The sequence below is a fragment of the Enterobacter adelaidei genome, from assembly GCF_041937165.1.
In the GTDB taxonomy this organism is placed as follows: domain Bacteria; phylum Pseudomonadota; class Gammaproteobacteria; order Enterobacterales; family Enterobacteriaceae; genus Enterobacter; species Enterobacter adelaidei.
In genome coordinates this window covers 3207864-3232954 of sequence record NZ_CP154353.1, presented here as the reverse complement: position 1 = coordinate 3232954, position 25091 = coordinate 3207864, and the positions used below count along the sequence as shown (strand labels likewise).

The 25091-nt window shown below is 55.7% G+C and carries 24 protein-coding genes; 20 read left to right on the top strand and 4 right to left on the bottom strand.

Annotated elements, in window-relative coordinates:
* Positions 1 to 15 precede the first annotated feature (15 nt).
* The gene (gene fadL, locus AAHF05_RS15615) at positions 16 to 1356 is read right to left on the bottom strand and encodes a long-chain fatty acid transporter FadL (protein WP_164989111.1); all 1341 of its coding nucleotides are present in this window, start codon (positions 1354 to 1356) and stop codon (positions 16 to 18) included.
* Positions 1357 to 1728: 372 nt separating this feature from the next.
* On the opposite strand from fadL, the gene AAHF05_RS15610 reads away from it, so the two are divergent.
* The 4 genes from AAHF05_RS15610 to sixA all read left to right on the top strand — a co-directional run bounded on the left by AAHF05_RS15610 (position 1729) and on the right by sixA (position 6349).
* Positions 1729 to 2013, top strand: coding sequence for a YfcZ/YiiS family protein (locus tag AAHF05_RS15610; RefSeq protein WP_129324706.1), 285 nt, complete (start codon positions 1729 to 1731; stop codon positions 2011 to 2013).
* Positions 2014 to 2196: 183 nt separating this feature from the next.
* Positions 2197 to 3507 (top strand): acetyl-CoA C-acyltransferase FadI, encoded by a 1311-nt coding sequence (gene fadI / locus AAHF05_RS15605; RefSeq protein ID WP_129324705.1) that lies wholly within the window; start codon positions 2197 to 2199, stop codon positions 3505 to 3507.
* A complete protein-coding gene (gene fadJ / locus AAHF05_RS15600) occupies positions 3507 to 5654 on the top strand; it encodes a fatty acid oxidation complex subunit alpha FadJ (RefSeq protein WP_129324704.1) in 2148 nt (715 codons plus the stop codon). Before fadI ends, fadJ begins: the two co-directional genes overlap by 1 nt.
* Before the next feature lie 209 nt (positions 5655 to 5863).
* Positions 5864 to 6349, top strand: coding sequence for a phosphohistidine phosphatase SixA (gene sixA, locus AAHF05_RS15595; RefSeq protein WP_028016199.1), 486 nt, complete (start codon positions 5864 to 5866; stop codon positions 6347 to 6349).
* Positions 6350 to 6397: 48 nt separating this feature from the next.
* Here the strand turns inward: sixA and smrB are convergent, their stop codons facing one another.
* On the bottom strand, positions 6398 to 6949 hold the full coding sequence (gene smrB / locus AAHF05_RS15590) for an endonuclease SmrB (RefSeq protein ID WP_008502613.1): 552 nt from the start codon (positions 6947 to 6949) through the stop codon (positions 6398 to 6400).
* A gap of 145 nt (positions 6950 to 7094) precedes the next feature.
* Here smrB and prmB point away from each other — a divergent pair, with 145 nt between their 5' ends.
* The 6 genes from prmB to AAHF05_RS15560 are packed head-to-tail and all read left to right on the top strand — an operon-like array spanning position 7095 to position 11646.
* The gene (gene prmB / locus AAHF05_RS15585) at positions 7095 to 8027 is read left to right on the top strand and encodes a 50S ribosomal protein L3 N(5)-glutamine methyltransferase (protein ID WP_129324703.1); all 933 of its coding nucleotides are present in this window, start codon (positions 7095 to 7097) and stop codon (positions 8025 to 8027) included.
* A 60-nt stretch (positions 8028 to 8087) separates the two neighbouring features.
* Entirely contained in the window at positions 8088 to 9173 is a 1086-nt protein-coding gene (aroC, locus tag AAHF05_RS15580) for a chorismate synthase (RefSeq protein ID WP_029742149.1), read from the top strand.
* 2 nt (positions 9174 to 9175) lie between these two features.
* Positions 9176 to 10000, top strand: a complete 825-nt coding sequence (mepA, locus tag AAHF05_RS15575) for a penicillin-insensitive murein endopeptidase (RefSeq protein ID WP_129324702.1) — start codon at positions 9176 to 9178, stop codon at positions 9998 to 10000.
* Positions 10000 to 10812 (top strand): sulfite exporter TauE/SafE family protein, encoded by an 813-nt coding sequence (locus AAHF05_RS15570; protein ID WP_028016203.1) that lies wholly within the window; start codon positions 10000 to 10002, stop codon positions 10810 to 10812. The genes mepA and AAHF05_RS15570 overlap by 1 nt, the downstream gene beginning before the upstream one ends.
* Entirely contained in the window at positions 10809 to 11354 is a 546-nt protein-coding gene (locus tag AAHF05_RS15565) for an elongation factor P hydroxylase (protein ID WP_108090844.1), read from the top strand. Before AAHF05_RS15570 ends, AAHF05_RS15565 begins: the two co-directional genes overlap by 4 nt.
* Before the next feature lie 13 nt (positions 11355 to 11367).
* Complete coding sequence (locus tag AAHF05_RS15560) at positions 11368 to 11646, top strand: YfcL family protein (RefSeq protein ID WP_028016205.1); 279 nt, start codon at positions 11368 to 11370, stop codon at positions 11644 to 11646.
* A 45-nt stretch (positions 11647 to 11691) separates the two neighbouring features.
* Here the strand turns inward: AAHF05_RS15560 and mnmC are convergent, their stop codons facing one another.
* The gene (gene mnmC / locus AAHF05_RS15555; protein ID WP_129324701.1) at positions 11692 to 13689 is read right to left on the bottom strand and encodes a bifunctional tRNA (5-methylaminomethyl-2-thiouridine)(34)-methyltransferase MnmD/FAD-dependent 5-carboxymethylaminomethyl-2-thiouridine(34) oxidoreductase MnmC; all 1998 of its coding nucleotides are present in this window, start codon (positions 13687 to 13689) and stop codon (positions 11692 to 11694) included.
* 158 nt (positions 13690 to 13847) lie between these two features.
* Between mnmC and fabB the strand changes: the two genes are divergently transcribed.
* Together fabB and AAHF05_RS15545 are read left to right on the top strand one after the other, a co-directional pair.
* On the top strand, positions 13848 to 15065 hold the full coding sequence (gene fabB, locus AAHF05_RS15550) for a beta-ketoacyl-ACP synthase I (RefSeq protein ID WP_028016207.1): 1218 nt from the start codon (positions 13848 to 13850) through the stop codon (positions 15063 to 15065).
* 208 nt (positions 15066 to 15273) lie between these two features.
* Positions 15274 to 16452, top strand: a complete 1179-nt coding sequence (locus AAHF05_RS15545) for an MFS transporter (RefSeq protein ID WP_129324700.1) — start codon at positions 15274 to 15276, stop codon at positions 16450 to 16452.
* A 42-nt stretch (positions 16453 to 16494) separates the two neighbouring features.
* On the opposite strand, the gene flk is transcribed toward AAHF05_RS15545, so the two are convergent.
* Positions 16495 to 17499, bottom strand: a complete 1005-nt coding sequence (gene flk / locus AAHF05_RS15540; RefSeq protein ID WP_129324699.1) for a flagella biosynthesis regulator Flk — start codon at positions 17497 to 17499, stop codon at positions 16495 to 16497.
* Between the two features lie 113 nt (positions 17500 to 17612).
* Between flk and pdxB the strand changes: the two genes are divergently transcribed.
* The 8 genes from pdxB to cvpA all read left to right on the top strand — a co-directional run bounded on the left by pdxB (position 17613) and on the right by cvpA (position 25071).
* Entirely contained in the window at positions 17613 to 18749 is a 1137-nt protein-coding gene (pdxB, locus tag AAHF05_RS15535) for a 4-phosphoerythronate dehydrogenase PdxB (protein ID WP_129324698.1), read from the top strand.
* Between the two features lie 67 nt (positions 18750 to 18816).
* Positions 18817 to 19830 carry an aspartate-semialdehyde dehydrogenase gene (locus AAHF05_RS15530; RefSeq protein ID WP_129324697.1) on the top strand — a complete coding sequence of 338 codons (1014 nt, stop codon included), beginning with the start codon at positions 18817 to 18819 and terminating at the stop codon, positions 19828 to 19830.
* The gene (gene truA / locus AAHF05_RS15525; RefSeq protein WP_128347385.1) at positions 19830 to 20642 is read left to right on the top strand and encodes a tRNA pseudouridine(38-40) synthase TruA; all 813 of its coding nucleotides are present in this window, start codon (positions 19830 to 19832) and stop codon (positions 20640 to 20642) included. The genes AAHF05_RS15530 and truA overlap by 1 nt, the downstream gene beginning before the upstream one ends.
* A gap of 28 nt (positions 20643 to 20670) precedes the next feature.
* Positions 20671 to 21330, top strand: coding sequence for a DedA family protein (locus AAHF05_RS15520; RefSeq protein ID WP_028016213.1), 660 nt, complete (start codon positions 20671 to 20673; stop codon positions 21328 to 21330).
* A 154-nt stretch (positions 21331 to 21484) separates the two neighbouring features.
* Positions 21485 to 22390, top strand: a complete 906-nt coding sequence (gene accD, locus AAHF05_RS15515; RefSeq protein WP_003861408.1) for an acetyl-CoA carboxylase, carboxyltransferase subunit beta — start codon at positions 21485 to 21487, stop codon at positions 22388 to 22390.
* Positions 22391 to 22460: 70 nt separating this feature from the next.
* Complete coding sequence (folC, locus tag AAHF05_RS15510) at positions 22461 to 23729, top strand: bifunctional tetrahydrofolate synthase/dihydrofolate synthase (RefSeq protein ID WP_028016214.1); 1269 nt, start codon at positions 22461 to 22463, stop codon at positions 23727 to 23729.
* Positions 23719 to 24417, top strand: a complete 699-nt coding sequence (gene dedD, locus AAHF05_RS15505) for a cell division protein DedD (RefSeq protein ID WP_374936355.1) — start codon at positions 23719 to 23721, stop codon at positions 24415 to 24417. Before folC ends, dedD begins: the two co-directional genes overlap by 11 nt.
* 165 nt (positions 24418 to 24582) lie before the next feature.
* The gene (gene cvpA, locus AAHF05_RS15500; RefSeq protein ID WP_000262116.1) at positions 24583 to 25071 is read left to right on the top strand and encodes a colicin V production protein; all 489 of its coding nucleotides are present in this window, start codon (positions 24583 to 24585) and stop codon (positions 25069 to 25071) included.
* The last annotated feature ends 20 nt before the right edge of the window (positions 25072 to 25091 follow it).

The following is a 25091-nucleotide window of genomic DNA, read 5'->3' as shown; positions in this document are numbered from 1 at the left end:
TTTGATCCCGCGAGATTAGAACGCGTAGTTGAAGTTAGTACCGAACAGCCAGGCTTTACCTTCAGAACGGAACTCGTACGGACCTTCTTTGATGGTCACGGACTGACCGTGCATGTAAGAGGCACCTACGTCAACAGAAGCATCTTTATTGAACGCATAAGTCGCACCTGCGCTCAACCAGAAGCGGTCCTGATCCGGGATAGAAATGGAACGGGTCTGAGCCGGAACCGGGCTATCATCAAAGGCGATACCGGTACGGAAGGTCCAGTTAGTATCGTAGTAGTAGGTGGTACCCAGCGCGATACGGTAAGAGTCTTTGAAGCTCTCATCCTTATAGAAAAGCGTCTGGCCATTAGAGCCGGTCGCTTTCAGCTCCTGGAACTGACTCCAGCTGGTATAAGCCATGCTGTAGTGAACTGCCCATTGTGGCGCAACTTTGTTGTAACCGGAAACTTCCCACATTTCTGGCAGGTTAAGCGTCAGAGAGCCCGGAATAGTTCTGCCACCAGTTGGATACGGGAAACCCGGGACGGCGGTGCTCATGTTGCTGTTGTAATCTCCGTCGAAGTCGATTTTCACTTCAGAACGGTAGGTCAAACCCCAACGGTTGTTTTTATCCAGCTCATACAGAATACCCGCGTTCCAGCCATAGCCCCACTCGCTGCCTTTCAGGCGTGCAATCTGGGTGTCGGCAGGGATGGCGGCCAGCTGTTTGGCTTTGGCGATGGCGGCCGGGCGTGCTGCCGCAGGCAGGTTTGGTACCTGAGAGAGAATCTGACCGGCAGCCAGCATGCCGGCGTCACCCGCATAGCGCTCGATTTTTGCATCGGCGTAAACCGCATCAAAACCAACACCAAAGCTCCAGTTGTCGTTCAGACGATAGGCGCCGCTCAGGTTCAGGTTAACGGTTTTCAGGTCAGTTTTACCGCCCATCGTACCCGCTGCATAGTTATCGCCATATTCGGTCGCCAGACCAAAGTTAGAGGTCACTGATGCCCCCCAACCAAACTGGTCGTTAATAGGTGCAACAAAATGTACGTTTGGAACCCAGGCGCTTGGGGCGATGTTGTCCGCATTCAGGCTCTTACCGGACGGCGATTTACCAGAGATATTAACATCCGGGTCAATATAGACAGCACCGGCAGAGAACGTTGGGCGGTCAAACATCATAATCAGTGCCGGGTTACGACTTGCGTTACCCGCATCATCAGCGATGGCGCCTTCCCCGGAATATGCGCGGCCAAGGCCAGAGGAAGAAAATTCGTTTAACTGAAAGCCCGCTGACCATGCGGAAGTGGAGACGAGTGCCACTGCGACTGCCAGCGCAGTCTTGTTGAACAGGGTTTTCTGGCTCATGACCATAACCTCATTGAGTTATTTTTATTCAATAATTGTTACATACCGTAACAGGAGCGCGAAGTGTAGGGTCTGAGGTATGACAGACAAATCAGACCAGTGGCGTGAGTATAGGTCTGACCAGCAGGAATGTTGCAAGTTTGTTTATTAATATTTTCAAACATGTTTCGTGAAACGAGATCTGCTTGGCAAAAATGTGACCATCGCGACTCACCCAAAAGGGGGGTTTTTGTTTTAGATCATTTTTTAGTGTGATATTGGTCACTTATCCGATTTTGCGCCATTAACGGCTGGAGAGAGCCAGCGTCGGGGCGTAAAATATCAGCATCGTGTTTATCTCGCGCATTGCGCGAATACAGAGGAAATTGAGCTATGAGTAAATGCAGTGCTGATGAAACCCCGGTTTGCTGCTGTATGGATGTTGGCACCATCATGGACAACTCCGATTGCACCGCCTCTTACAGCCGTGTATTCACTAACCGTGCCGAAGCGGAAGAGACCCTGACCGCGCTGAGCAAGCGTGCGCGTGATGTGGAATCCGATCCGTGTGAAATCAAGTCGACCTTTACCGAAGTGGAAGGTGGCGTGAAGCTGGATATCGACTTTGTGTTCGCCTGCGAAGCAGAAACGCTGATTTTCCAGTTGGGTCTGCGTTAATTCTTTTTGCCCGCTGACATACCTCGTAAATGCCTCTGCCATGCAGGGGCATTTTCTTTTTCTTCTCTGTGTTTTAGCTCGCACTTTTTCGTTTCCCTGATTGGCTGAATGTAAAAAAATGGTTAAGACTATTATCAGGTCAGACCACTCATGTTTGCGCAAAATATTTTACAGGGGAGTGTTATGAGTCAGGCATTACCGCTTATTACCCGTCAGGGCGATCGCATTGCCATCGTCAGTGGATTGCGTACGCCATTTGCGCGTCAGGCAACGGCGTTTCATGGCATACCGGCCGTTGACCTCGGGAAAATGGTGGTGGGGGAGATGCTGGCTCGCAGCGAAATTCCGCCAGAGGTCATCGAACAGCTGGTTTTCGGTCAGGTCGTGCAGATGCCTGAAGCACCGAATATTGCGCGGGAAATCGTCCTCGGTACCGGAATGAATGTCCATACTGATGCCTACAGCGTCAGCCGCGCGTGCGCGACCAGCTTCCAGGCTGTAGCGAACGTGGCTGAAAGCCTGATGGCGGGCACCATTCGTGCCGGGATCGCCGGCGGGGCGGACTCCTCTTCGGTACTGCCGATCGGGGTCAGTAAAAAGCTGGCGCGCATCCTGGTGGATGCCAACAAATCCTGCACAACCGGACAAAAGCTCAAACTCTTCTCTCGTTTACGCCTGCGCGATCTCATGCCTGTGCCTCCTGCCGTAGCGGAATATTCCACGGGTCTGCGCATGGGCGATACCGCCGAGCAGATGGCGAAGACCTATGGCATTACCCGCGAGCAGCAGGATGCGCTGGCCCACCGTTCACATCAGCTGGCAGCGAAAGCCTGGTCTGAAGGTAAACTGGCTGATGAAGTGATGACCGCTTATATCCCGCCATACCGTGAACCGCTCGCCGAAGATAACAATATCCGCGGCACCTCGACGCTGGCAGATTATGCAAAACTGCGCCCTGCGTTTGACCGGAAACATGGCACGGTAACTGCGGCTAACAGCACGCCACTGACGGACGGCGCAGCTGCGGTGATCCTGATGACCGAATCCCGCGCGAAAGAGCTGGGTATCACCCCCCTGGGCTATTTGCGCAGCTACGCTTTTACCGCCATTGATGTCTGGCAGGACATGCTGTTAGGGCCTGCCTGGTCCACGCCGCTGGCACTGGATCGCGCAGGGCTGACGCTGGCTGATTTAACCCTGATTGATATGCACGAAGCCTTTGCCGCACAAACCCTGGCAAACGTGCAGTTACTGGCAAGCGAGCGTTTTGCGCGAGATGTGCTGGGCCGTGCCCATGCCACTGGTGAAGTGGATCAAAGCAAATTCAACGTGCTGGGCGGCTCTATCGCCTATGGTCATCCGTTTGCCGCCACAGGGGCGAGGATGATCACGCAAACATTACACGAGCTACGTCGCCGTGGCGGCGGGTTTGGCCTTGTTACCGCCTGTGCGGCGGGGGGCCTTGGTGCAGCAATGGTTCTGGAGGCCGAATAATGGATATGCCATCCGCATTTAATCTGACGGTTCGCCTCGATAACGTCGCCGTTATCACTGTTGATGTGCCTGATGAAAAGATGAATACCCTGAAGGCTGAATTTGGTGTTCAGGTTCGCGCGATGCTAAAGCAGATCCGTGAAAACCAGGCCATTCGTGGCCTGGTGTTTATCTCTGCTAAGCCGGACAACTTTATTGCCGGAGCCGACATTAACATGATCGCCCGTGCGCAAAGTGCTCTGGAAGCCGAAGAGCTGGCGCGTCAGGGCCAGCAGGTGATGGCGGAGATCAACGCTCTGCCGATCCCGGTGATTGCCGCGATCCACGGCGCATGTCTGGGCGGAGGACTGGAGCTGGCGCTGGCCTGTCATAGCCGTATCTGTACCGATGACGCAAAAACCATTCTGGGTCTGCCGGAAGTGCAGTTAGGCCTGCTGCCAGGCTCCGGGGGAACGCAGCGTCTGCCACGCCTTGTGGGGGTCAGCACTGCGCTTGAAATGATCCTGACGGGTAAGCAACTGCGTGCCCGCCAGGCCCTGAAAGCCGGCCTGGTTGATGAAGTGGTTCCTCATTCCATTTTGCTGGAGGCTGCAGTCGAACTGGCTCTGAAAGGACGCCAGGCTAAACGTCCTCTCCCCGTGCGCGAACGCGTTCTGGCCGGGCCGTTGGGACGTGCTTTGCTGTTCAGTATGGTGGGTAAAAAGACTGAACAGAAAACCAAAGGCAACTACCCGGCGGCGAAGCGAATTCTTGAGGTGATTGAAACCGGGCTCTCGCAGGGCAGCAGTAGCGGCTATGCCGCTGAGGCTAAAGCCTTTGGTGAACTGGCAATGACGCCGCAGTCACAGGCGCTGCGCAGCATTTTCTTTGCCAGCACTGAGGTGAAAAAAGATCCGGGTAGTGAGGCTAAACCTGCTCCGCTGCGCGCCGTTGGCGTGCTGGGTGGTGGGCTAATGGGCGGCGGAATATCTTTTGTTACCGCAAGCAAAGGTAAATTGCCCGTCCGTATCAAAGACATCGCTGCGAAAGGGATCAACCACGCGCTGCAGTACAGCTGGCAGAACCTTGATCAGAAGGTCAAACGCCGCCATATCAGGGCAAGCGAACGTGATAAAACCCTGGCGATGATCTCCGGTACGACGGATTACAGCGGTTTCGCGCATCGCGATCTGGTGATTGAAGCCGTGTTTGAGGATCTGACGCTTAAGCAGCAGATGGTGGCAGACGTTGAGCTACATTGCGCCCCGCACACCATTTTTGCCTCAAACACGTCGTCATTGCCGATTGGCGATATCGCGGCGAAAGCCGTGCGTCCGGAGCAGGTGATTGGCCTGCACTTCTTTAGCCCGGTAGAAAAAATGCCGCTGGTGGAAGTGATCCCGCATGCCACAACCAGCCCGCAAACCATTGCCACCGTGGTGAAACTGGCCAAGATGCAGGGTAAGACACCGATCGTTGTGGCGGACAAAGCCGGTTTTTACGTTAACCGCATTCTGGCTCCCTATATTAATGAGGCCATGCGGTTGCTGACAGAAGGCGAGAAAATCGAGCACGTCGACGAGGCGCTCGTCAAGTTTGGTTTCCCTGTTGGGCCAATCCAACTTTTGGATGAGGTGGGAATAGACACCGGAACTAAAATTATACCAGTGCTGGAAGCCGCTTATGGCGATCGTTTTACCCCGCCTGCAAATATTGTTTCTGCAATTTTGAAGGACGATCGCAAAGGCAGAAAAAATGAACGCGGTTTCTATCTTTACGGCGCGAAAGGGCGTAAAAGCAAGAAACAGGTCGACCCTTCTGTTTATGGGCTTATTTCGACCGCCGGTCAGGGAAAACTGTCTGCCGTTCAGTGTGCTGAACGGTGTGTGATGATGATGCTCAATGAAGCGGCGCGCTGCTTTGGTGAGCTGGTTATCAGGAGCGCGCGTGATGGTGACATCGGCGCGGTATTCGGCATTGGTTTCCCGCCGTTCCTTGGCGGCCCGTTCCGTTACATGGATACGCTTGGTGCGGGTGAAGTGGTTGCTATCCTGCAACGTTTGGCCTCGCAGTATGGTCCACGGTTTACACCGTGTGACGAATTATTGCAGATGGCGGAACAGGGCCAGACATTTTGGCCTGTAAGGGAAACTGTCCTCGTAAGTTGAGGTCAAAGAAGGGTAAATCCTGAAGTGAATGAACCTGTTCTGGCGATTTTGTAAACAGAGATTGACTATACTTACGCCATTGAGGTAAAAAACAGCGTTTCATTCACCGAATGGATCAGGCACAATGCCCGGCCATCGGGTTTTCTACCTCTCAGCAGTTATCGCGGGTAGTTAACGCCGGTGATTCTGGTTAACAAAAGCGGTGCAATATGCAAGTTTTTATCATGCGTCACGGCGACGCGGCACTCGATGCCGCCAGTGACTCAGTACGTCCTTTGACCGTCTGTGGCTGCGACGAATCTCGTCTGATGGCGACCTGGCTTAAAGGTCAAAAAGTGGACATCGAACGCGTTCTGGTGAGTCCGTTCCTGCGTGCAGAACAGACGCTGGACGTGGTAGGGGAGTGTATGAACCTGCCTGCCAGTGTGGACGTTCTCCCTGAACTCACCCCGTGTGGCGATGTAGGCCTTGTCAGCGCTTATCTTCAGGCGCTGTACAATGAAGGTGTCGCTTCCGCGCTGGTCATTTCCCACCTGCCACTGGTTGGCTATCTGGTATCTGAGCTTTGCCCGGGTGAGACCCCGCCGATGTTCACGACATCCGCCATTGCCAATGTCACGCTCGACGAAACGGGCAGAGGTACCTTCAACTGGCAGATGAGTCCGTGCAACCTGAAGATGGCAAAAGCTATCTGATGTGACGTGTGCTATAGCGGGGAGCAGAGTATGCTTCCCGCTGTTCTGTCAGGGCAATTCTGGCGGCTGCCACTCTTCTACTTCAATCAACACCAGCAATGCGGCATCACCGCCGTACTCTTTGGGTGCCTGATGAAAAGCCATCACGTGTGGATGCTGAGCCAGCCACAGAGGGGTTTGTTGCTTGAGGATATGTTTGCCGTGGCCGTGCATCACGCAGGCGCAAAAAACATGTTCACGGCGACAGGCCGCAATTAAAGCCCCCAGCTCCTGCTTCGCCTGCATCTGCGTCAAACCATGCAGATCGAGAAACAGCTCGGGTGAATAATCCCCACGGCGCAGTTTCTTCAGCTCAAAATGGCTGACGTCTTCACGTACATACTTCACCGCTCCTTGCGTGTTGAGCAGCGGCTGAAATTCATCTGAAAAATAGTGGCTGTTATCCGCCTGCTCCTGCAGCAGCCGTTTAACCGGTACTTCGCTGATTTTTTTACGCTGCGGGCGATGGACAATCGTGTCCTGCGCGATTTTACGCGTCCCGGTCATGAGCTGGCGAAAGAGCGCCTGATCCTCCTCGCTGAGCGATGTTTTCTTTTTCATTTGTCATTCTCATCTCGTATTTCCGATAGTGTACCCGACTAAACGCATTTTTTAACCTCAAGCGGCACGCGTCATTGCTGATTTATCGCCGTCTTCATGGCAAACTAGCCGCCGAAAATTATGCGAGCATGCCCTGGAGGAAAGAGTGGATAAAATTTTTGTCGATGAAGCAGTAAACGAGCTGCATACCATACAGGACATGTTGCGCTGGTCGGTTAGCCGCTTCAGCGCCGCCAATATCTGGTACGGTCACGGTACCGATAACCCGTGGGATGAGGCTGTTCAGCTGGTGCTGCCATCTCTCTATCTGCCGCTGGATATTCCTGAAGATATGCGCACTGCGCGCCTGACCTCCAGCGAAAAACACCGCATTGTTGAACGCGTGATCCGCCGCGTGAACGAGCGTATTCCGGTCGCCTACCTGACCAACAAAGCCTGGTTCTGCGGCCACGAGTTCTATGTCGATGAACGCGTGCTGGTGCCGCGCTCGCCAATTGGTGAGCTGATCAATAACCACTTTGAAGGCCTGATCGCTCATCAGCCGCAGCACATTCTGGATATGTGTACCGGTAGCGGCTGTATCGCGATTGCCTGCGCGTATGCTTTCCCGGAAGCGGAAGTGGACGCAGTGGATATCTCCACCGACGCGCTGGCTGTGACCGAGCACAACATTGAAGAACATGGTTTGATTCACCACGTTACGCCAATCCGTTCAGATCTGTTCCGTGACCTGCCAACGCTGCAATACGATCTCATCGTCACTAACCCGCCGTACGTTGATGCGGAAGACATGTCCGATCTGCCGAACGAATATCGCCACGAGCCGGAACTGGGTCTGGCTTCGGGTTCTGACGGCCTGAAGCTGACGCGTCGCATCCTGGCCTGTGCGCCGGATTATCTGACCGACGACGGCGTTCTGATTTGTGAAGTAGGCAACAGCATGGTACATCTGATAGAGCAGTACCCGGATGTGCCGTTCACCTGGCTTGAATTCGACAACGGCGGTGACGGCGTCTTTATGCTGACCAAAGCGCAGCTGCTCGACGCGCGCGAACACTTCAGTATCTATAAAGATTAATCCAGCGGGCTTCGGCCCGTTTCACAACGCTCAAACACAAACAACAACATCGGAGCCGTGATGGCAGGAAACAGTATTGGACAGTTATTCCGCGTGACCACCTTTGGTGAATCGCACGGGCTGGCATTGGGTTGTATCGTTGACGGCGTCCCGCCAGGCATCGAACTGACCGAAGCCGATTTACAGCACGACCTCGACCGTCGTCGTCCGGGAACCTCTCGCTACACCACGCAGCGTCGCGAGCCGGACCAGGTTAAAATTCTCTCTGGCGTCTTTGAAGGCCGCACCACCGGGACCAGCATTGGTCTGCTGATCGAAAACACCGATCAGCGTTCTCAGGACTACGGTGCTATCAAGGACGTGTTCCGTCCAGGCCATGCCGACTACACCTACGAGCAAAAGTACGGCTTCCGTGACTATCGCGGCGGCGGACGTTCTTCCGCGCGTGAAACCGCGATGCGCGTGGCTGCAGGGGCGATTGCCAAGAAATACCTGCAGCAGAAGTTTGGCATTGTGATCCGCGGCTGTCTGACCCAGATGGGCGACATTCCGTTGGCCATTAAGGACTGGGATCAGGTAGAGCAAAACCCGTTCTTCTGTGCTGATGCCGACAAGCTGGAGGCGCTGGACGAACTGATGCGCGGCCTGAAAAAAGAGGGCGATTCCATTGGTGCGAAAGTCACCGTGGTGGCGGACGGCGTTCCGGCTGGCTGGGGCGAGCCGGTATTTGACCGTCTCGACGCCGACATTGCCCACGCGCTGATGAGCATTAACGCGGTGAAGGGCGTAGAGATTGGCGACGGTTTTGACGTGGTTCAGCTTCGTGGCAGTCAGAACCGCGATGAAATAACGAAAGCCGGTTTCCAGAGCAACCATGCGGGCGGCATTCTCGGCGGGATCAGCAGCGGGCAGCAGATTGTTGCCAACATCGCGCTGAAGCCAACCTCCAGTATCACCGTGCCGGGCCATACGATTAACCGCGACGGCGAAGAAGTTGAGATGATCACCAAAGGACGTCACGATCCGTGCGTGGGGATCCGCGCAGTGCCGATCGCGGAAGCGATGCTGGCGATCGTGCTGATGGATCACTTCCTGCGCCAGCGCGCGCAGAATGCGGATGTGACGACCACCATTCCACGCTGGTAAACATGAAAAAAACCGCAATTGCTCTGCTGGCGCTGCTCGCCAGTGGAGCCAGTCTGGCCGCGACGCCATGGCAAAAAATCACCCACCCGGTGGCGGGGAGCGCACAGTCCATTGGCGCCTTTTCTAACGGCTGTATCGTCGGTGCTCAGGAACTGCCGCTGCAGTCCGATACCTACCAGGTGATGCGTACCGATCAGCGTCGTTATTTCGGCCATCCGGATCTGGTGCTGTTCATCCAGCGTCTGGGAAACCAGGTACATAACCTCGGGTTGGGCACGATGCTGATTGGCGATATGGGAATGCCTGCCGGCGGGCGTTTTAACAGTGGACACGCCAGTCACCAGACCGGCCTGGACGTCGATATCTTCCTGCAGCTGCCGAAGGCGCGCTGGACCTCCGCCCAACTGCTGAAACCGCAGGCGCTGGATCTGGTGGCGAGCGACGGTAAGCGCGTTGTGCCGTCCCTGTGGTCGCGGGATGTTTCCAGCATGATCAAGCTGGCGGCAGAAGATAATGACGTCACGCGGATTTTCGTCAACCCGGCCATCAAGCAGCAGCTCTGTCTGGATGCCGGAACCGATCGCGACTGGCTGCGTAAAGTGCGCCCGTGGTTCCAGCACCGTGCGCACATGCACGTGCGTCTGCGCTGCCCGGCGAACAGCCTGGAATGTGAAGACCAGCCGCTACCGCCGCCAGGCGATGGCTGCGGTGCGGAACTGCAAAGCTGGTTTGAGCCAGCCAAACCTGGAACCTCTAAGCCTGAGAAGAAGACACCGCCTCCGTTGCCGCCTTCCTGCCAGGCGCTACTGGATGAGCATGTACTTTAATGGATAATTTCGTCGATCTGTTTATGGTGTCGCCGCTGCTGCTGGTGGTGCTGTTCTTTGTGGCCATGCTGGCCGGTTTTATCGATGCTCTTGCGGGCGGCGGCGGGCTGTTAACCGTACCCGCGCTACTGGCGGCGGGCATGAGCCCGGCGCAGGCTCTAGCCACGAATAAGCTGCAGGCTTGCGGCGGTTCGCTCTCGGCATCGCTCTATTTTATCCGCCGTAAGGTGGTTAGCCTTGCCGATCAGAAGCTCAATATTCTGATGACCTTTATCGGCTCGACGTCGGGCGCGCTGCTGGTCCAGCACGTGCAGTCCGATATTTTGCGCCAGATCCTGCCAATTCTGGTCATCTGCATCGGGCTTTACTTCTTGCTGATGCCAAAACTCGGTGAAGAAGATCGTCAGCGTCGACTGCACGGCTTGCCGTTTGCTCTGATTGCCGGTGGCTGTGTGGGTTTTTACGACGGTTTCTTCGGCCCGGGTGCCGGTTCATTTTATGCGCTGGCGTTCGTGACGCTAGCCGGGTTTAACCTTGCCAAATCCACTGCCCATGCCAAAGTGCTCAACGCGACCTCAAACCTTGGTGGCCTGCTGCTGTTTATCATCGGCGGCAAGGTTATCTGGGCAACCGGGTTTGTGATGATGGCGGGGCAGTTCCTGGGCGCGCGTGCAGGCTCGCGTCTGGTGTTAAGCAAAGGACAAAAACTTATCCGCCCAATGATTGTTATCGTCTCGGCGGTAATGAGCGCCAAACTTCTTTATGACAGCCATGGACAGGAGATCCTCACCTGGTTGGGGATGCACTCATGAACAGTACGCATAAATACGAACAGCTGATTGAGATTTTTGACGGCTGTTTTGCTGACGATTTTAATACCCGTCTGATTAAAGGCGACGACGAACCGATCTATCTTCCCGCTGATGCTGACGTGCCGTATAACCGCATCGTCTTTGCTCACGGTTTTTACGCCAGCGGGTTGCACGAGATTTCGCACTGGTGCATCGCCGGAAAAGCGCGTCGCGAGCTGGTGGACTTCGGCTACTGGTACTGCCCGGACGGACGTGACGCCGCAACGCAGGGGCAGTTTGAAGATGTTGAGGTTAAACCGCAGGCGCTGGAATGGTTATTCTGCGTCGCGGCGGGTTTCCCGTTCAACGTGAGCTGTGACAACCTCGAAGGCGACTTCGAGCCAGACCGTATCGTGTTCCAGCGCCGCGTTCATGCGCAGGTGATGGAATATCTTGAGAAAGGCATTCCGGAACGTCCGGCGCGTCTGATCGAGGCTTTACAGAATTATTACCACACGCCGGCGATCGCGGCGGAATGCTTCCCCTGGCCGGAAGATCTTTAACTGAGGAAAGAAGATGATCGCAGAATTTGAATCACGCATTCTGGCGTTAATTGATGACATGGTGGAACACGCCAGTGATGATGAGCTGTTCGCCAGCGGTTATCTGCGTGGTCACCTGACGTTAGCCGTTGCTGAGCTGGAGGCCGGGGACGATCACACTGCCGAGGCCGTTCATGATGAAGTGACCCGCAGCCTGGAGAAAGCTATTCAGGCAGGAGAACTCTCTCCGCGCGATCAGTCACTGGTGCTGGGTATGTGGGACAATTTGTTCCAGCAGGCGAAAGCGAAGTAATTGTTTTCAGCCCTCTCCCGCAGGGAGAGGGCTCCAGACCACAGCCTACTTAACCTTTTTCCCCTTCAGCAGTTTCCGCACCCACAGTCGGTTTGGATTAAGCCCTGCAAGCGTAACTCTGTCCAGCGGAATCGGCTCTTCGCTCATTTGCGCAGCAAGTACTTCAGCCAGCAATGGCGCTGAACATAATCCCCGCGAGCCTAGCCCACCCAGCATAAACAGGTCCGGATACACCGGTGCACTCACTGCAGTATCTTTGTTTTCCGCAAGATCCTGATAAGCCTCCAGTGTTGCTTCATAGTCCGGTACGTTACCCGCCATAGGCAGATGGTCGCGGGTGGCGCAGCGCACGCCGCAACGCGCTTCCCCCTCGCTGATGTCAACCTCTTTCGCCCACGCAGCATCCGGGAAACAGTCAATCAGTCGCTGGCGGTTTTGCTGTTGGTCCGCATCGCTGTAGTGCATATCCGTTTCGCCACGATGGTAGCTGGCGCCGATGCAGTGATGGCCGTTAGACGGGTTTTGCGGCGTCAGATAGCCGTCATAGCACAGCACCTGACGCAGCTTGCTCAGTTCGGGCGTGGTCGGGATATGGCTCACCTGGCCGCCGACCGGATAAACCGGCAACGTCTCTGTCTGAACAAACTGACTGATGTAATGCCCGTTTGCCAGCACAACGCTGGCATGGCTCGCCTCTTTACCATCGGCAAAACGGAGATTCCAGCGATCTGTGCGGCTCAGCGATTCAACCTTGTGAGCATAATGTGCCGTCAGCCCGTGTGATTGTGCCAGAGCAATGACCGCCGCGGTCAGTTCCGCCGGGCACAGCCAGCCGCCGAGCGGATACCGAATGCCTCCACAGACGGTGTCCACGCCAGCGGTGTCTGCCACCTCTTGCGTACTTACCGCGCGGGCAATTTCGTCAGGCAGACCCAGCGACAGCATCTGCGTGATTTTTTGCTGGCTCTTTTCATCCCAGCCGAGTTGCGTCACGCCGCACCAGTCATGGTCGAATGCCACTGGCAGGGCGTCATACAGATGACGAGCGAAGATAAAGGCTGCCGGGAAAAACTGACTCAGTGCGGGATCGTGAGCGCTTAAAAGGGGATAGAGCGCCCCCTGACGGTTGCCGGAAGCACCCTTTGCTGGCGTCTCGTCAGCACAGTAGAGTGTCACCTGCCAGCCACGGTGGAGAAGGGCGAGAGAAAGCAGGGCGCTGGCGATCCCTCCGCCGACTATCGCCACTTCGCGCGATGCGCTGGCGCGGCGTGCAAACCAGGGCGCCTGAGCGGGAATGTCCAGCGTCTGATCCATCCTGCCGACCAGCATGTCGCGCTTGCGGCCAAAACCTTTGGTCTTCTGCATGGTAAAGCCCGCTTCCTGCAACCCCCGACGGACAAATCCTGCCGAGGTAAAGGTGGCGAGCGTTGCGCCCGGGCGCGCCAGCCGCGCCATCGCGGTGAACAGATGCTGACTCCACATATCCGGGTTTTTGGCAGGCGCAAAGCCGTCCAGGAACCATGCATCTACCTTCTGATTCATCGAATCATCGAGCTTATCGGTCAGTTCATTGATGTCGCCAAGCCACAGATCCAGTGTGATGCGTCCGCCGTCCAGCAGTAAACGGTGACAGCCCCCAATATGAGGCGGCCACTGCGCCTGAAGCTGCTCTGCCCACGGTGCAAGTTCCGGCCAGTGCTGATGGGCGAGCCGCAGATCGTGCGCCGTGAGCGGGAATTTTTCGAAACTGATGAAATGTAATCTTTGTAGCGTAGCCTCAGGGTGTGCAGCGTGAAACTGATCGAACGCCTGCCAGAGGGTCAGAAAATTCAGTCCGGTACCGAAGCCGCTCTCGGCGACCACGAACAGATTCCGCGGATGTACAGGGAAGCGAATGCTGAGCTGGTTTCCGTCGAGGAAAACATAGCGGGTTTCTTCCAGTCCGTTATCATTAGAAAAATAGACGTCATCAAAATCTCGGGAAACAGGTGTACCCTCAGCGTTGAATTCGAGGTTGGCGGGTTGTATAGCATTTTGTTTCACGTAAGTTACTCGTCTGACAGGCAGTGGCACGATCTTAACGATGTGAGCCCATCGGTGCAAATTTCCGCAGAAAATGGCTGATCGGACTTGTTCGGCGTACAAGTGTACGCTATTGTGCGACTCGAAACTTACTATAGTGCGACTTACAGAGGTATTGAATGAAACGTGCAGTGATTACTGGCCTGGGCATTGTCTCCAGCATCGGTAATAACCAGCAGGAAGTCCTGGCATCTCTGCGTGAAGGACGCTCCGGGATCACTTTCTCTGAAGAGTTTAAAGATTCAGGTATGCGCAGCCACGTATGGGGTAACGTCAAACTGGACACCACCGGTTTGATTGACCGCAAAGTGGTTCGTTTCATGAACGATGCCTCTATTTATGCTTATCTCTCCATGCAGGAAGCGATCAAAGATTCCGGCCTGAGTGAAGAGGTTTATCAGAACAACCCGCGCGTGGGTCTGATTGCCGGTTCCGGCGGCTCATCAAAAGCGCAGGTATTCGGTGCTGACGCAATGCGCAGCCCGCGTGGTCTGAAAGCGGTAGGTCCGTACGTGGTAACTAAAGCCATGGGTTCCGCGGTTTCCGCGTGCCTGGCGACTCCATTCAAAATTCACGGTGTGAACTACTCCATCAGCTCCGCGTGTGCGACGTCTGCACACTGCATCGGTAATGCTGTTGAGCAGATCCAGCTGGGTAAACAGGACATCGTATTTGCTGGCGGCGGCGAAGAGCTGGGCTGGGAAATGGCCTGTGAATTCGACGCGATGGGCGCACTGTCCACCAAGTACAATGAAACCCCGGATAAAGCATCTCGTACCTATGATGCGCACCGTGACGGTTTCGTTATCGCTGGCGGCGGCGGTATGGTTGTGGTTGAAGAGCTGGAACATGCGCTGGCACGTGGCGCGCACATCTATGCTGAGATCGTGGGCTACGGTGCAACGTCTGATGGCGCTGACATGGTTGCGCCATCTGGCGAAGGCGCGGTACGCTGCATGAAGATGGCGATGCACGGTGTTGATACCCCAATCGACTACCTGAACTCCCACGGTACCTCTACTCCGGTAGGCGACGTGAAAGAGCTGGGTGCAATCCGTGAAGTCTTCGGCGACAACAGCCCGGCAATCTCCGCGACCAAAGCGATGACCGGACACTCTCTGGGTGCGGCTGGCGTGCAGGAAGCGATCTACTCTCTGCTGATGCTGGAAAACGGCTTTATCGCCCCAAGCATCAACATCGAAGAGATGGACGAGCAGGCTGCTGGCCTGAACATCGTGACCAAACCAATGGACGCGACGCTGACCACCGTGATGTCCAACAGCTTCGGTTTCGGCGGCACCAACGCCACGCTGGTGATGCGCAAGCTGAAAGCATAAGTTTTATGTTTGATTCAGAAAGGGAGCCATAAGGCTCCCTTTTATTATGCATTGACAACTGGCTGATCTGACAGGCAAACTTCACCACTCAACATTATCCTCACGATAATGCGTAAGCGTTTAACGTCAACCAACGCACCTTAATCCTGATAATCAGGTAGAGGGGGCGTGGCATTTCCCCGCCTTACTCTTCATTTCGGAGTAAAGCATGACTGCAATAACTCAAACAGAAACAACCCCTTCAGCGAACGTCTCGTTGTTCCGCATCGCCTTTGCCGTATTTCTGACCTATATGACCGTTGGCCTGCCGTTGCCGGTGATCCCGCTGTTCGTTCATCAGGAACTGGGCTATGGCAACACCATGGTCGGCATTGCCGTGGGCATTCAGTTTTTAGCCACGGTATTAACGCGTGGATACGCCGGTCGTCTGGCGGATCAGCACGGTGCTAAACGTTCCGCACTGCAGGGGATGTTTGCCTGCGGGCTGGCAGGTGGTGCGTGGCTGCTGGCTGCTCTCCTGCCGGTCGACGCCGCGTATAAATTTGCGCTGCTGGTGCTGGGCCGTTTAATCCTCGGCTTTGGTGAAAGCCAGCTGCTGACCGGTACCCTGACCTGGGGTATGGGTCTTGTGGGGCCTGCGCGTTCCGGAAAAGTGATGTCCTGGAACGGTATGGCCATCTACGGCGCGCTGGCCGCGGGCGCACCGCTTGGACTGCTGATCAATAGCCAGTTTGGATTTGCGGCGCTGGCTGCCACCACCATGCTGTTACCGCTCCTGGCGTGGGCGTTTAACGGTTCGGTCCGTAAAGTACCTGCCCATAAAGGCGAACGACCTTCCCTGTGGAGCGTGATTGGCCAAATCTGGCAGCCGGGTCTTGGTCTGGCGCTGCAGGGCGTAGGATTTGCGGTGATTGGTACGTTTGTCTCGCTGTATTTCATGAGCCGCGGCTGGGCGATGGCGGGCTTTACACTCACTGCCTTTGGCGGCGCGTTTGTGCTGATGCGGGTGCTGTTTGGCTGGATGCCGGATCGTTTTGGCGGCGTGAAAGTGGCGGTGGCGTCGCTGATGATAGAAACCGTTGGCTTGTTGCTGCTGTGGCACGCGCCGGTCGCGTCTGTTGCACTGATCGGCGCAGCGCTTACCGGCTGCGGTTGTTCACTGATCTTCCCGGCGCTCGGCGTTGAAGTCGTGAAGCGTGTTGCCCCGCAGGTGCGCGGTACCGCATTGGGCGGCTACGCGGCGTTTCAGGATATCTCATACGGTGTCACCGGGCCGCTGGCGGGGCTGTTAGCCACTTCGTTTGGCTATCCGTCAGTCTTCCTGGCGGGAGCGGTTTCTGCGGTGGTTGGTATCGTGGTGACGCTGGTGGCATTTCGCAGGACTTGAGCCGTTGTAGGCCCGGTAAGCGCAGCGCCACCGGGCAACACCTCAGGCAACCAGCCAGAAAATCGCCAGCGCAATCATCAGCGCAATAAACAGCAGCCCCGGACGGGCAGACAGCGTTCTGAACGTCTCCACAACCGGCGCAAACAGCGGGCTGTAGATCGGCTGAATGTTTCTTACCTCCGGGACGCCACTTTCCCGTTCCGCGCGACGAACGAAGATCTGATTGAGCAGATCCTGCACCTGCGCGGTGGTCAGTACCGTTTGCGGCGTGGCTTGCCAGGTCTGCTGGGCGTAATCCCGAATCGCATCAAATTCATGCGGCTCAAGCGGCTGTTTCAGCGCGGCCTGGACAGTATGCAGGGTAGGGGCGCTCTGGGTGCTGAGCGTCTGGCGCGCCTGGAGCCAGGTCACCAGATGGGTAAACTGTTTCGCCGGGATCAGCTCGCCCGCTTTTACCCCGGACAACTCCAGCATGGATTGCCAGATGAGCTTCGTCGGCTCGCCGGTGGCCGCGGCCAGCTTGGTCACCATTTGCTTGAGCGTGTTGTGCTCGGCCGGCAGCAGCGGACGCTCGGTCGCCGGGCGTATCTGAGGCTGTGGAATAGACAGCTGGTTGGTTTGCAGCAGCGTCAGCACGGTTTTAAGCTGGTCTGGAGTCAACTGGCCGAGGGCGGTTTGACCATACTGCTGGCGGATGAAATCACTGACCGCCTGACGGTTATTGCCCTGGCCTAATAGCTCCGTCAGCTGAGCAACAATCTGGCGCGTGGTGTGGTTCTGCTGAGCGGTATTAATACGCTGATTCAGATTTTGCTCGGCCGCAGGGAAATGGCGCGACTGCAGCGGTGCATCGTTCCGGACACCTAAATCATGCTTAACCCCGGCCCAGACTTCCGCGTTTTGCTGTGACGTCAGCGCAATCAGGCGCGTGATCAGTCGCTCCAGCACGGTGCGCTGTTGTGTGGATAGCGGTTGTTCACCGGCAACGTTCGGCGTGACAGGGCCTTCACCCGGAGGGCGTGGCGGCGTACCTGAAATGGGCTGCATCGTCAAAAATCCTTAAAGTCAAAACTCAGCGTAAACCAGGCATACGTATATGCCTGGCGGCCAGATTATGGCACACTTGGCAGGTTTTCTTCCTCTCAAACAGGTACTCAGACGTGAAAATCCTCGTTGATGAAAATATGCCTTATGCCCGTGAGCTGTTTAGCCGCCTGGGTAACGTTAAGGCTGTCCCTGGTCGTCCAATCCCGGTTAACGAACTGGATGATGCAGATGCGCTGATGGTGCGCTCGGTGACCAAAGTAAATGAGTCGTTGCTCGCCGGTAAAGCGATTAAGTTCGTCGGGACCGCAACGGCAGGGACCGATCATGTGGATGACAAATGGCTTAAGCAGGCGGGGATCGGTTTTTCCGCCGCGCCGGGCTGTAACGCCATTGCTGTAGTGGAATACGTTTTTTCCTCCCTGCTGATGTTGGCCGAGCGTGACGGTTTTGTGCTGCAGGATCGTACCGTAGGGATTGTCGGTGTGGGCAATGTGGGCGGACGCCTGCAAAAGCGTCTGGAAGCGTTAGGTATTCGTACCCTGCTGTGCGACCCTCCGCGCAAAGACAACGGTGAGGAAGGGGATTTCCGCCCGCTGGATGAACTGGTTGAACAGTGTGACGTGATCACTTTCCATACGCCGCTGTTTAAAGAAGGGCCGTATAAGTCGCTGCATCTTGCCGACGAAGCCCTGATCCGTCGTCTGAAGCCTGGCGCTATTCTGATAAATGCCTGTCGTGGCCCGGTAGTGGATAACGCCGCGCTGCTGACATGTCTGAATGATGGACAAGACCTCAGCGTGGTGCTGGACGTCTGGGAGCCAGAACCGGATCTCAACGTTGAGCTGCTTAGCAAGGTGGACGTGGCCACCGCGCATATCGCGGGTTATACCCTCGAGGGGAAAGCGCGCGGCACGACACAGGTCTTCGAAGCCTACAGTGCCTTTATTGGGCATCCGCAGCAGGTGGCGCTGGATACCTTACTGCCTGCACCTGAATTTGGCCGCATTACGCTGCATGGTTCGCTCGATCAGGCGACGCTGAAAAGGCTGGTGCATTTGGTGTATGATGTGCGCCGCGATGATGCGCTGCTGCGTAAGGTGGCGGGGATCCCAGGAGAGTTTGACAAGCTGCGCAAAAACTATGTTGAGCGCCGCGAGTGGTCCTCTCTGTATGTGATTTGCGATGACGCAAAGGCTGCAACGCTGCTGCATAAACTGGGTTTTAACGCCGTCCATCACCCGGCGCATTAATGTCTTCTTAATGCTCCCTGTCGGATACTCCGACAGGGACGCTTTTTTATTTCTGGAGTAAACCACCATGTCTGAAGGCTGGAATATTGCCATTTTAGGTGCCACGGGTGCCGTGGGCGAAGCCCTGCTCGAAACCCTTGCTGAGCGTCAGTTCCCGGTGGGCGATATCTATGCGCTGGCGCGTACCGATAGCGCGGGCGAGCATCTGCGTTTTGGCGGTAAATCCGTCATGGTTCAGGATGCAGCCGCGTTCGACTGGACGCAGGCGCAGCTGGCGTTTTTCGCCGCGGGCGTTGAAGCCACTGCGGCGTACATTGAAGAGGCGACTAACGCAGGCTGCCTGGTGATCGACCTGAGCGGCCTGTTCTCCATGGAGCCGGACGTGCCGCTGGTGGTGCCGGACGTGAACCCGTTTGTGCTGGCTGATTACCGTAACCGCAATATCATCGCGGTACCAAACAGCCTGACCAGCCAGCTGCTGACCGCCCTGAAATCGCTGATCGACGATGGCGGTCTGTCGCGTATTACCGTGACCAGCCTGCTGTCCGCGTCCGCGAATGGCAAAAAGGCCGTTGACGCGCTGGCCGGGCAGAGTGCGAAGCTGCTGAACGGTATCCCGATTGACGAAGATGATTTCTTTGGTCGTCAGCTGGCGTTCAACATGCTGCCGCTGTTGCCGGATCGCGAGGGTTCCGTGCGTGAAGAGCGCCGTATCGTCGATGAAGTGCGTAAAATTCTGCAGGACGACGGCCTGATGATCTCTGCTAACGTCGTTCAGTCCCCGGTCTTCTACGGTCACGCACAGATGGTCGGTTTTGAAGCGCTGCGTCCGCTGGCGGCAGAGGAAGCGCGTGATGCGTTTGGTCGTGGGGAAGACATTGTGCTTTCCGAAGAGAGCGAGTTCCCGACTCAAGTAGGGGATGCAACCGGCAGCGCGCATCTTTCCGTTGGCTGCGTGCGTAACGACTATGGTATGCCGGAGCAGGTCCAGTTCTGGTCCGTTGCTGACAACGTTCGTTTCGGCGGTGCGCTGATGGCGGTCAAAATCGCTGAAAAACTGGTACAGGAGTACCTGTACTGATGTCAGACGTGGATCAAAAGCCAGTTCATAAAATTGCCCTCGGTATTGAGTACGATGGCAGTAAATACTATGGCTGGCAGCGTCAGAATGAGGTGCGCAGCGTCCAGGAGAAGCTGGAAAAAGCGCTCTCTCAGGTGGCAAACGAGCCTATTAACGTCCTGTGCGCGGGCCGTACGGACGCGGGTGTTCATGGCACGGGGCAGGTGGTTCACTTTGAAACCACAGCCGTGCGTAAAGATGCTGCCTGGACGCTGGGTGTAAATGCGAATTTACCTGGTGACATTGCTGTTCGTTGGGTGAAAGCTGTGCCGAATGATTTTCACGCGCGCTTCAGCGCCACGGCGCGTCGCTACCGTTATGTCATCTACAATCAACGTCTTCGTCCAGCGGTGTTAAGCCAGGGTGTGACGCATTTTTATGAACCGCTTGATGCTGAACGTATGCATCGTGCGGCGCAATGTCTGATTGGTGAGAATGACTTTACGTCGTTTCGTGCGGTGCAGTGTCAGTCCCGCACGCCGTGGCGTAATGTCATGCACATAAACGTCAGCCGTTTTGGCGCTTATGTGGTGGTGGATATCAAAGCCAATGCCTTTGTACATCATATGGTACGGAATATTGTGGGCAGCCTGATGGAAGTGGGTGCCGGACACCAGCCGGAGAGCTGGATTGCTGAACTGCTGGCAGCGAAGGACAGAACGCTTGCGGCAGCCACGGCGAAAGCGGAGGGGTTGTATCTGGTCTCGGTAGACTATCCGGATCGGTTTGACCTGCCGAAACCGCCAATGGGCCCGCTATTTTTAGCGGACTAAACAAAGGTGCAATTAGGGCTTAAACAATATGGACGTAATTCGTTTTTTGATTGATTTCATCCTGCATATTGATGTTCATCTGGCGGAGCTTGTCGCGCAATATGGCGTCTGGGTATACGCTATTCTGTTCCTCATTCTGTTCTGTGAAACCGGTCTGGTCGTCACCCCGTTTTTACCCGGGGATTCGCTGCTGTTCGTCGCCGGGGCGTTATCAGCGTTACCGACCAATGATCTGAATGTACATCTGATGGTTGTGCTGATGGTGATTGCCGCCATTATTGGTGATGCGGTCAACTATACGATTGGGCGAGTATTTGGTGAGAGGCTTTTCAGTAATCCGGACTCGAAAATTTTCCGTCGTAGCTATTTAGACAAGACCCATGCGTTTTATGAACGCCATGGTGGCAAAACTATTATCCTTGCGCGTTTTGTGCCTATTGTGCGTACATTTGCACCGTTTGTGGCGGGAATGGGACATATGTCCTATCGTCACTTTGCGGCATACAACGTGGTTGGCGCACTGCTGTGGGTTCTGCTCTTTACCTATGCAGGCTACCTGTTTGGCGATCTTCCGGTGGTGCAGGAAAACCTTAAGTTGCTGATTGTAGCGATTATTGTGCTTTCTGTACTGCCTGGCGTGATTGAAATTATCCGTCACAAACGTGCGGCGGCGAAACAAACGAAGTAAATGCACACTGGCGGTTCGACCACTTTTTTATCCAAAGTTTCGGGCTGTTATGTTTTAATGTGCAACATTCATGGTCTGTTGGAGGCAAAAATGGCATTATTCGCCTCTTATAGCAAAACTGGCATACGACCAGGTTCAGGCAGAAAGGTTATCAATGAGCTGGATTGAACGAATTAAAAGCAACATTACCCCAACGCGCAAAGCGAGCATTCCTGAAGGGGTATGGACGAAGTGTGATAGCTGCGGCCAGGTTCTGTATCGCGCAGAGCTGGAACGCAACCTAGAGGTGTGTCCGAAGTGTGACCACCACATGCGTATGTCGGCGCGTAACCGCCTGCATAGCCTGCTGGACGAAGGTTCTCTGGTAGAACTGGGTAGCGAGCTTGAGCCAAAAGACGTGCTGAAGTTCCGCGATTCCAAAAAATACAAAGATCGTCTGGCCTCTGCACAGAAAGAGACCGGCGAGAAAGACGCGCTGATCGTCATGAAGGGCACCCTGCATGAGATGCCGGTTGTTGCCGCTGCGTTTGAGTTCTCCTTTATGGGCGGCTCAATGGGTTCAGTGGTGGGTGCGCGTTTTGTGCGTGCCGTTGAGCAGGCGCTGGAAGACAACTGCCCGCTGATCTGCTTCTCTGCCTCTGGCGGTGCGCGTATGCAGGAAGCGTTGATGTCTCTGATGCAGATGGCGAAAACCTCTGCGGCACTGGCAAAAATGCAGGAGCGTGGTCTGCCTTACATCTCTGTGCTGACCGATCCAACCATGGGTGGCGTCTCCGCAAGTTTCGCGATGCTGGGCGATCTGAACATCGCTGAGCCAAAAGCGCTGATCGGCTTTGCAGGTCCTCGCGTTATTGAGCAGACCGTGCGTGAAAAACTGCCGCCGGGCTTCCAGCGCAGTGAGTTCCTCATTGAAAAAGGTGCCATCGACATGATCGTCCGTCGTCCGGAAATGCGCCTGAAGCTGGCGAGCATTCTGGCGAAGCTGATGAACCTGCCAGCGCCAAACCCGGATGAGCCGCGCGAAGGCGTGGTGGTACCGGATCAGGAACCCGAGGCCTGATAACTGAAAAGGGCAGGGCCGGTTGGCGCTGCCCTTTTGCTTTCTAAACTGTTAATGACAACCGGGCATCATGGAAAATAAAAGCATTCCCCAAGCCACGTCGCCCCTGGCCGCGTGGCTTTCTTATCTGGAAAACCTGCACAGCAAAACCATTGATATGGGCCTTGAGCGCGTAAGCCAGGTCGCTGCGCGTCTTGATGTGCTGAAACCTGCGCCTTTCGTTTTTACTGTCGCGGGCACCAACGGTAAAGGGACGACCTGCCGTACGCTGGAATCCATTCTGATGGCTGCGGGTTATAAGGTTGGCGTTTACAGCTCTCCACACCTGGTACGCTATACCGAACGGGTTCGCGTGCAGAACAGCGAGTTGCCGGAATCGGCACATACGACCTCGTTCGCGGAAATTGAAGCCGCGCGCGGTGAGATCTCATTAACCTATTTCGAATACGGTACGCTTTCGGCGCTATGGCTGTTCAAACAGGCGCAACTCGATGTGGTGATCCTTGAGGTCGGACTGGGTGGGCGTCTTGATGCCACCAATATGGTGGATGCAGATGTGGCGGTGGTCACCAGCATCGCGCTGGATCATACCGACTGGCTGGGACCGGACCGTGAAAGCATTGGCCGCGAGAAGGCCGGTGTTTTCCGCGCAGATAAACCCGCCGTGGTCGGCGAGCCGGATATGCCACACACCATCGCTGACGTGGCAAACGAGAAGGGCGCGCGTCTGCTGCGCCGCGGCGTTGACTGGCAGTATGAAGTGCGTGACAACGCCTGGTGCTTTAGCGATGCACAGGGCGCGCTGGACAACCTGCCTCTGCCGCAGGTGCCACAACCTAACGCGGCAACGGCACTGGCAGCACTGCGCGCCAGCGGCCTCGCGGTCAGCGAGCAGGCGATCCGCGATGGTATACAGAACGCGATTCTGCCCGGGCGTTTCCAGATCGTCAGCGAGTCACCACGTCTCATTCTGGATGTGGCCCATAACCCACATGCGGCGGCTTATCTTGCCGGACGTCTTAAATCGTTACCAAAAACCGGGCGCGTACTGGCAGTTATCGGTATGCTTCATGATAAAGATATCGGCGGGACGCTGGCCTGCATGGAGAGTGTGGTCGATAGCTGGTATTGTGCTCCTCTGGAGGGGCCGCGTGGTGCAACAGCCGAGCAACTGATGGAACATCTTGGCAAAGGCGCAATCTACAATAGCGTGGCCCAGGCCTGGCATGCCGCGATGGCGGATGCTAAACCAGAAGATACCGTGCTGGTGTGTGGCTCATTCCACACCGTAGCACATGTCATGGAAGTGATGGACGCGGGGAGAACCGGTGGCGAGTAAGTTTCAGAACCGTTTAACAGGAACCATTGTGCTGGTCGCGCTCGGGGTGATTATCCTCCCGGGTCTGCTCGACGGGCAGAAAAAGCATTATCAGGATGAGTTTGCCGCTATTCCGCTGGTCCCTAAACCAGGTGACCGCGATGAGCCGGATATGCTGCCTGCGGCGACGCAAGCACTTCCTGCTCAACCACCGGAAGGTGCGGCAGAAGAGGTTCGTGCGGGCGATGCTGCAGCACCGTCGCTCGACCCGTCCCGTCTGGCGGCAACAAGCAACAATGAGATCGACCCAGTGTCGGTAGAGCAGCCTAAACCTGTTGAAAAACCGAAGCCGGTCGACAAACCACAGCCGAAACCGCAGCGCGATAAGACAGCAGAACAGCTGGCCGCTGCTTCAGAGACAGCTCCGCCAGCGAAACCGGCTCAGCAAGAGGCCGCAGCCCCAACGGGCAAAGCTTACGTTGTGCAGCTTGGTGCGCTGAAAAATGCGGATAAAGTCAATGAGGTGGTGGGGAAACTGCGCAGTGCGGGGTATCGTGTTTACACTTCACCTTCCACGCCGGTGCAGGGTAAAATTACCCGTATCCTCGTGGGGCCAGAGGCGTCTAAAGACAAACTGAAAGGTTCGCTCGGCGAGCTGAAGCAGATCTCCGGTCTGAGTGGTGTAGTGATGAGCTACAGCGCTAACTAAGTACGACCTGCTCCTGAAAGAGAGAGGCGATAGGCCACGGCGTTGAACATTTTTTCAGCGCCTTTTTTATTTACGCGCGGGAAGGAAATCCCTACGCAAACGTTTTCTTTTTCTGTTAGAATTCGCCCCGAACTGGATGACAGGGCGTTAAATCGTGGGACACATATGGTCTGGATTGATTACGCCATCATTGCGGTGATTGGTTTTTCCTGTCTGGTTAGCCTGATCCGTGGCTTTGTTCGTGAAGCGTTATCGCTGGTGACATGGGGTTGTGCTTTCTTTGTTGCCAGTCATTACTACACTTACCTGTCTGTCTGGTTCACGGGCTTTGAAGATGAACTGGTCCGAAATGGAATCGCTATCGCGGTGCTGTTTATCGCGACGCTGATTGTCGGCGCTATCGTGAATTACGTGATAGGTCAGCTGGTCGAGAAAACCGGTCTGTCAGGAACGGACAGGGTGCTCGGGATCTGTTTCGGTGCATTACGAGGCGTACTGATTGTAGCCGCGATCTTGTTCTTCCTGGATACCTTCACCGGGTTCTCCAAAAGTGAAGACTGGCAGAAATCGCAGCTCATTCCAGAGTTCAGCTTCATCATCAGATGGTTCTTTGACTATCTGCAAAGCTCGTCGAGTTTTTTGCCCAGGGCATAAACCCTGAGATGTGGCTTAAC

Bases quoted from the DNA above. Each gene is read 5' to 3' on its own strand.
- fadI (WP_129324705.1), top strand. From the start codon at position 2,197: ATGAGTCAGGCATTACCGCTTATTACCCGTCAGGGCGATCGCATTGCC.
- accD (WP_003861408.1), top strand. From the start codon at position 21,485: ATGAGCTGGATTGAACGAATTAAAAGCAACATTACCCCAACGCGCAAA.
- sixA (WP_028016199.1), top strand. From the start codon at position 5,864: ATGCAAGTTTTTATCATGCGTCACGGCGACGCGGCACTCGATGCCGCC.
- cvpA (WP_000262116.1), top strand. From the start codon at position 24,583: ATGGTCTGGATTGATTACGCCATCATTGCGGTGATTGGTTTTTCCTGT.
- truA (WP_128347385.1), top strand. From the start codon at position 19,830: ATGTCAGACGTGGATCAAAAGCCAGTTCATAAAATTGCCCTCGGTATT.
- flk (WP_129324699.1), bottom strand. From the start codon at position 17,499: ATGCAGCCCATTTCAGGTACGCCGCCACGCCCTCCGGGTGAAGGCCCT.
- fadL (WP_164989111.1), bottom strand. From the start codon at position 1,356: ATGAGCCAGAAAACCCTGTTCAACAAGACTGCGCTGGCAGTCGCAGTG.
- AAHF05_RS15545 (WP_129324700.1), top strand. From the start codon at position 15,274: ATGACTGCAATAACTCAAACAGAAACAACCCCTTCAGCGAACGTCTCG.
- AAHF05_RS15520 (WP_028016213.1), top strand. From the start codon at position 20,671: ATGGACGTAATTCGTTTTTTGATTGATTTCATCCTGCATATTGATGTT.
- AAHF05_RS15565 (WP_108090844.1), top strand. From the start codon at position 10,809: ATGAACAGTACGCATAAATACGAACAGCTGATTGAGATTTTTGACGGC.
- AAHF05_RS15560 (WP_028016205.1), top strand. From the start codon at position 11,368: ATGATCGCAGAATTTGAATCACGCATTCTGGCGTTAATTGATGACATG.
- fabB (WP_028016207.1), top strand. From the start codon at position 13,848: ATGAAACGTGCAGTGATTACTGGCCTGGGCATTGTCTCCAGCATCGGT.
- aroC (WP_029742149.1), top strand. From the start codon at position 8,088: ATGGCAGGAAACAGTATTGGACAGTTATTCCGCGTGACCACCTTTGGT.
- AAHF05_RS15530 (WP_129324697.1), top strand. From the start codon at position 18,817: ATGTCTGAAGGCTGGAATATTGCCATTTTAGGTGCCACGGGTGCCGTG.
- mepA (WP_129324702.1), top strand. From the start codon at position 9,176: ATGAAAAAAACCGCAATTGCTCTGCTGGCGCTGCTCGCCAGTGGAGCC.
- AAHF05_RS15570 (WP_028016203.1), top strand. From the start codon at position 10,000: ATGGATAATTTCGTCGATCTGTTTATGGTGTCGCCGCTGCTGCTGGTG.
- smrB (WP_008502613.1), bottom strand. From the start codon at position 6,949: ATGAAAAAGAAAACATCGCTCAGCGAGGAGGATCAGGCGCTCTTTCGC.
- AAHF05_RS15610 (WP_129324706.1), top strand. From the start codon at position 1,729: ATGAGTAAATGCAGTGCTGATGAAACCCCGGTTTGCTGCTGTATGGAT.
- folC (WP_028016214.1), top strand. From the start codon at position 22,461: ATGGAAAATAAAAGCATTCCCCAAGCCACGTCGCCCCTGGCCGCGTGG.
- fadJ (WP_129324704.1), top strand. From the start codon at position 3,507: ATGGATATGCCATCCGCATTTAATCTGACGGTTCGCCTCGATAACGTC.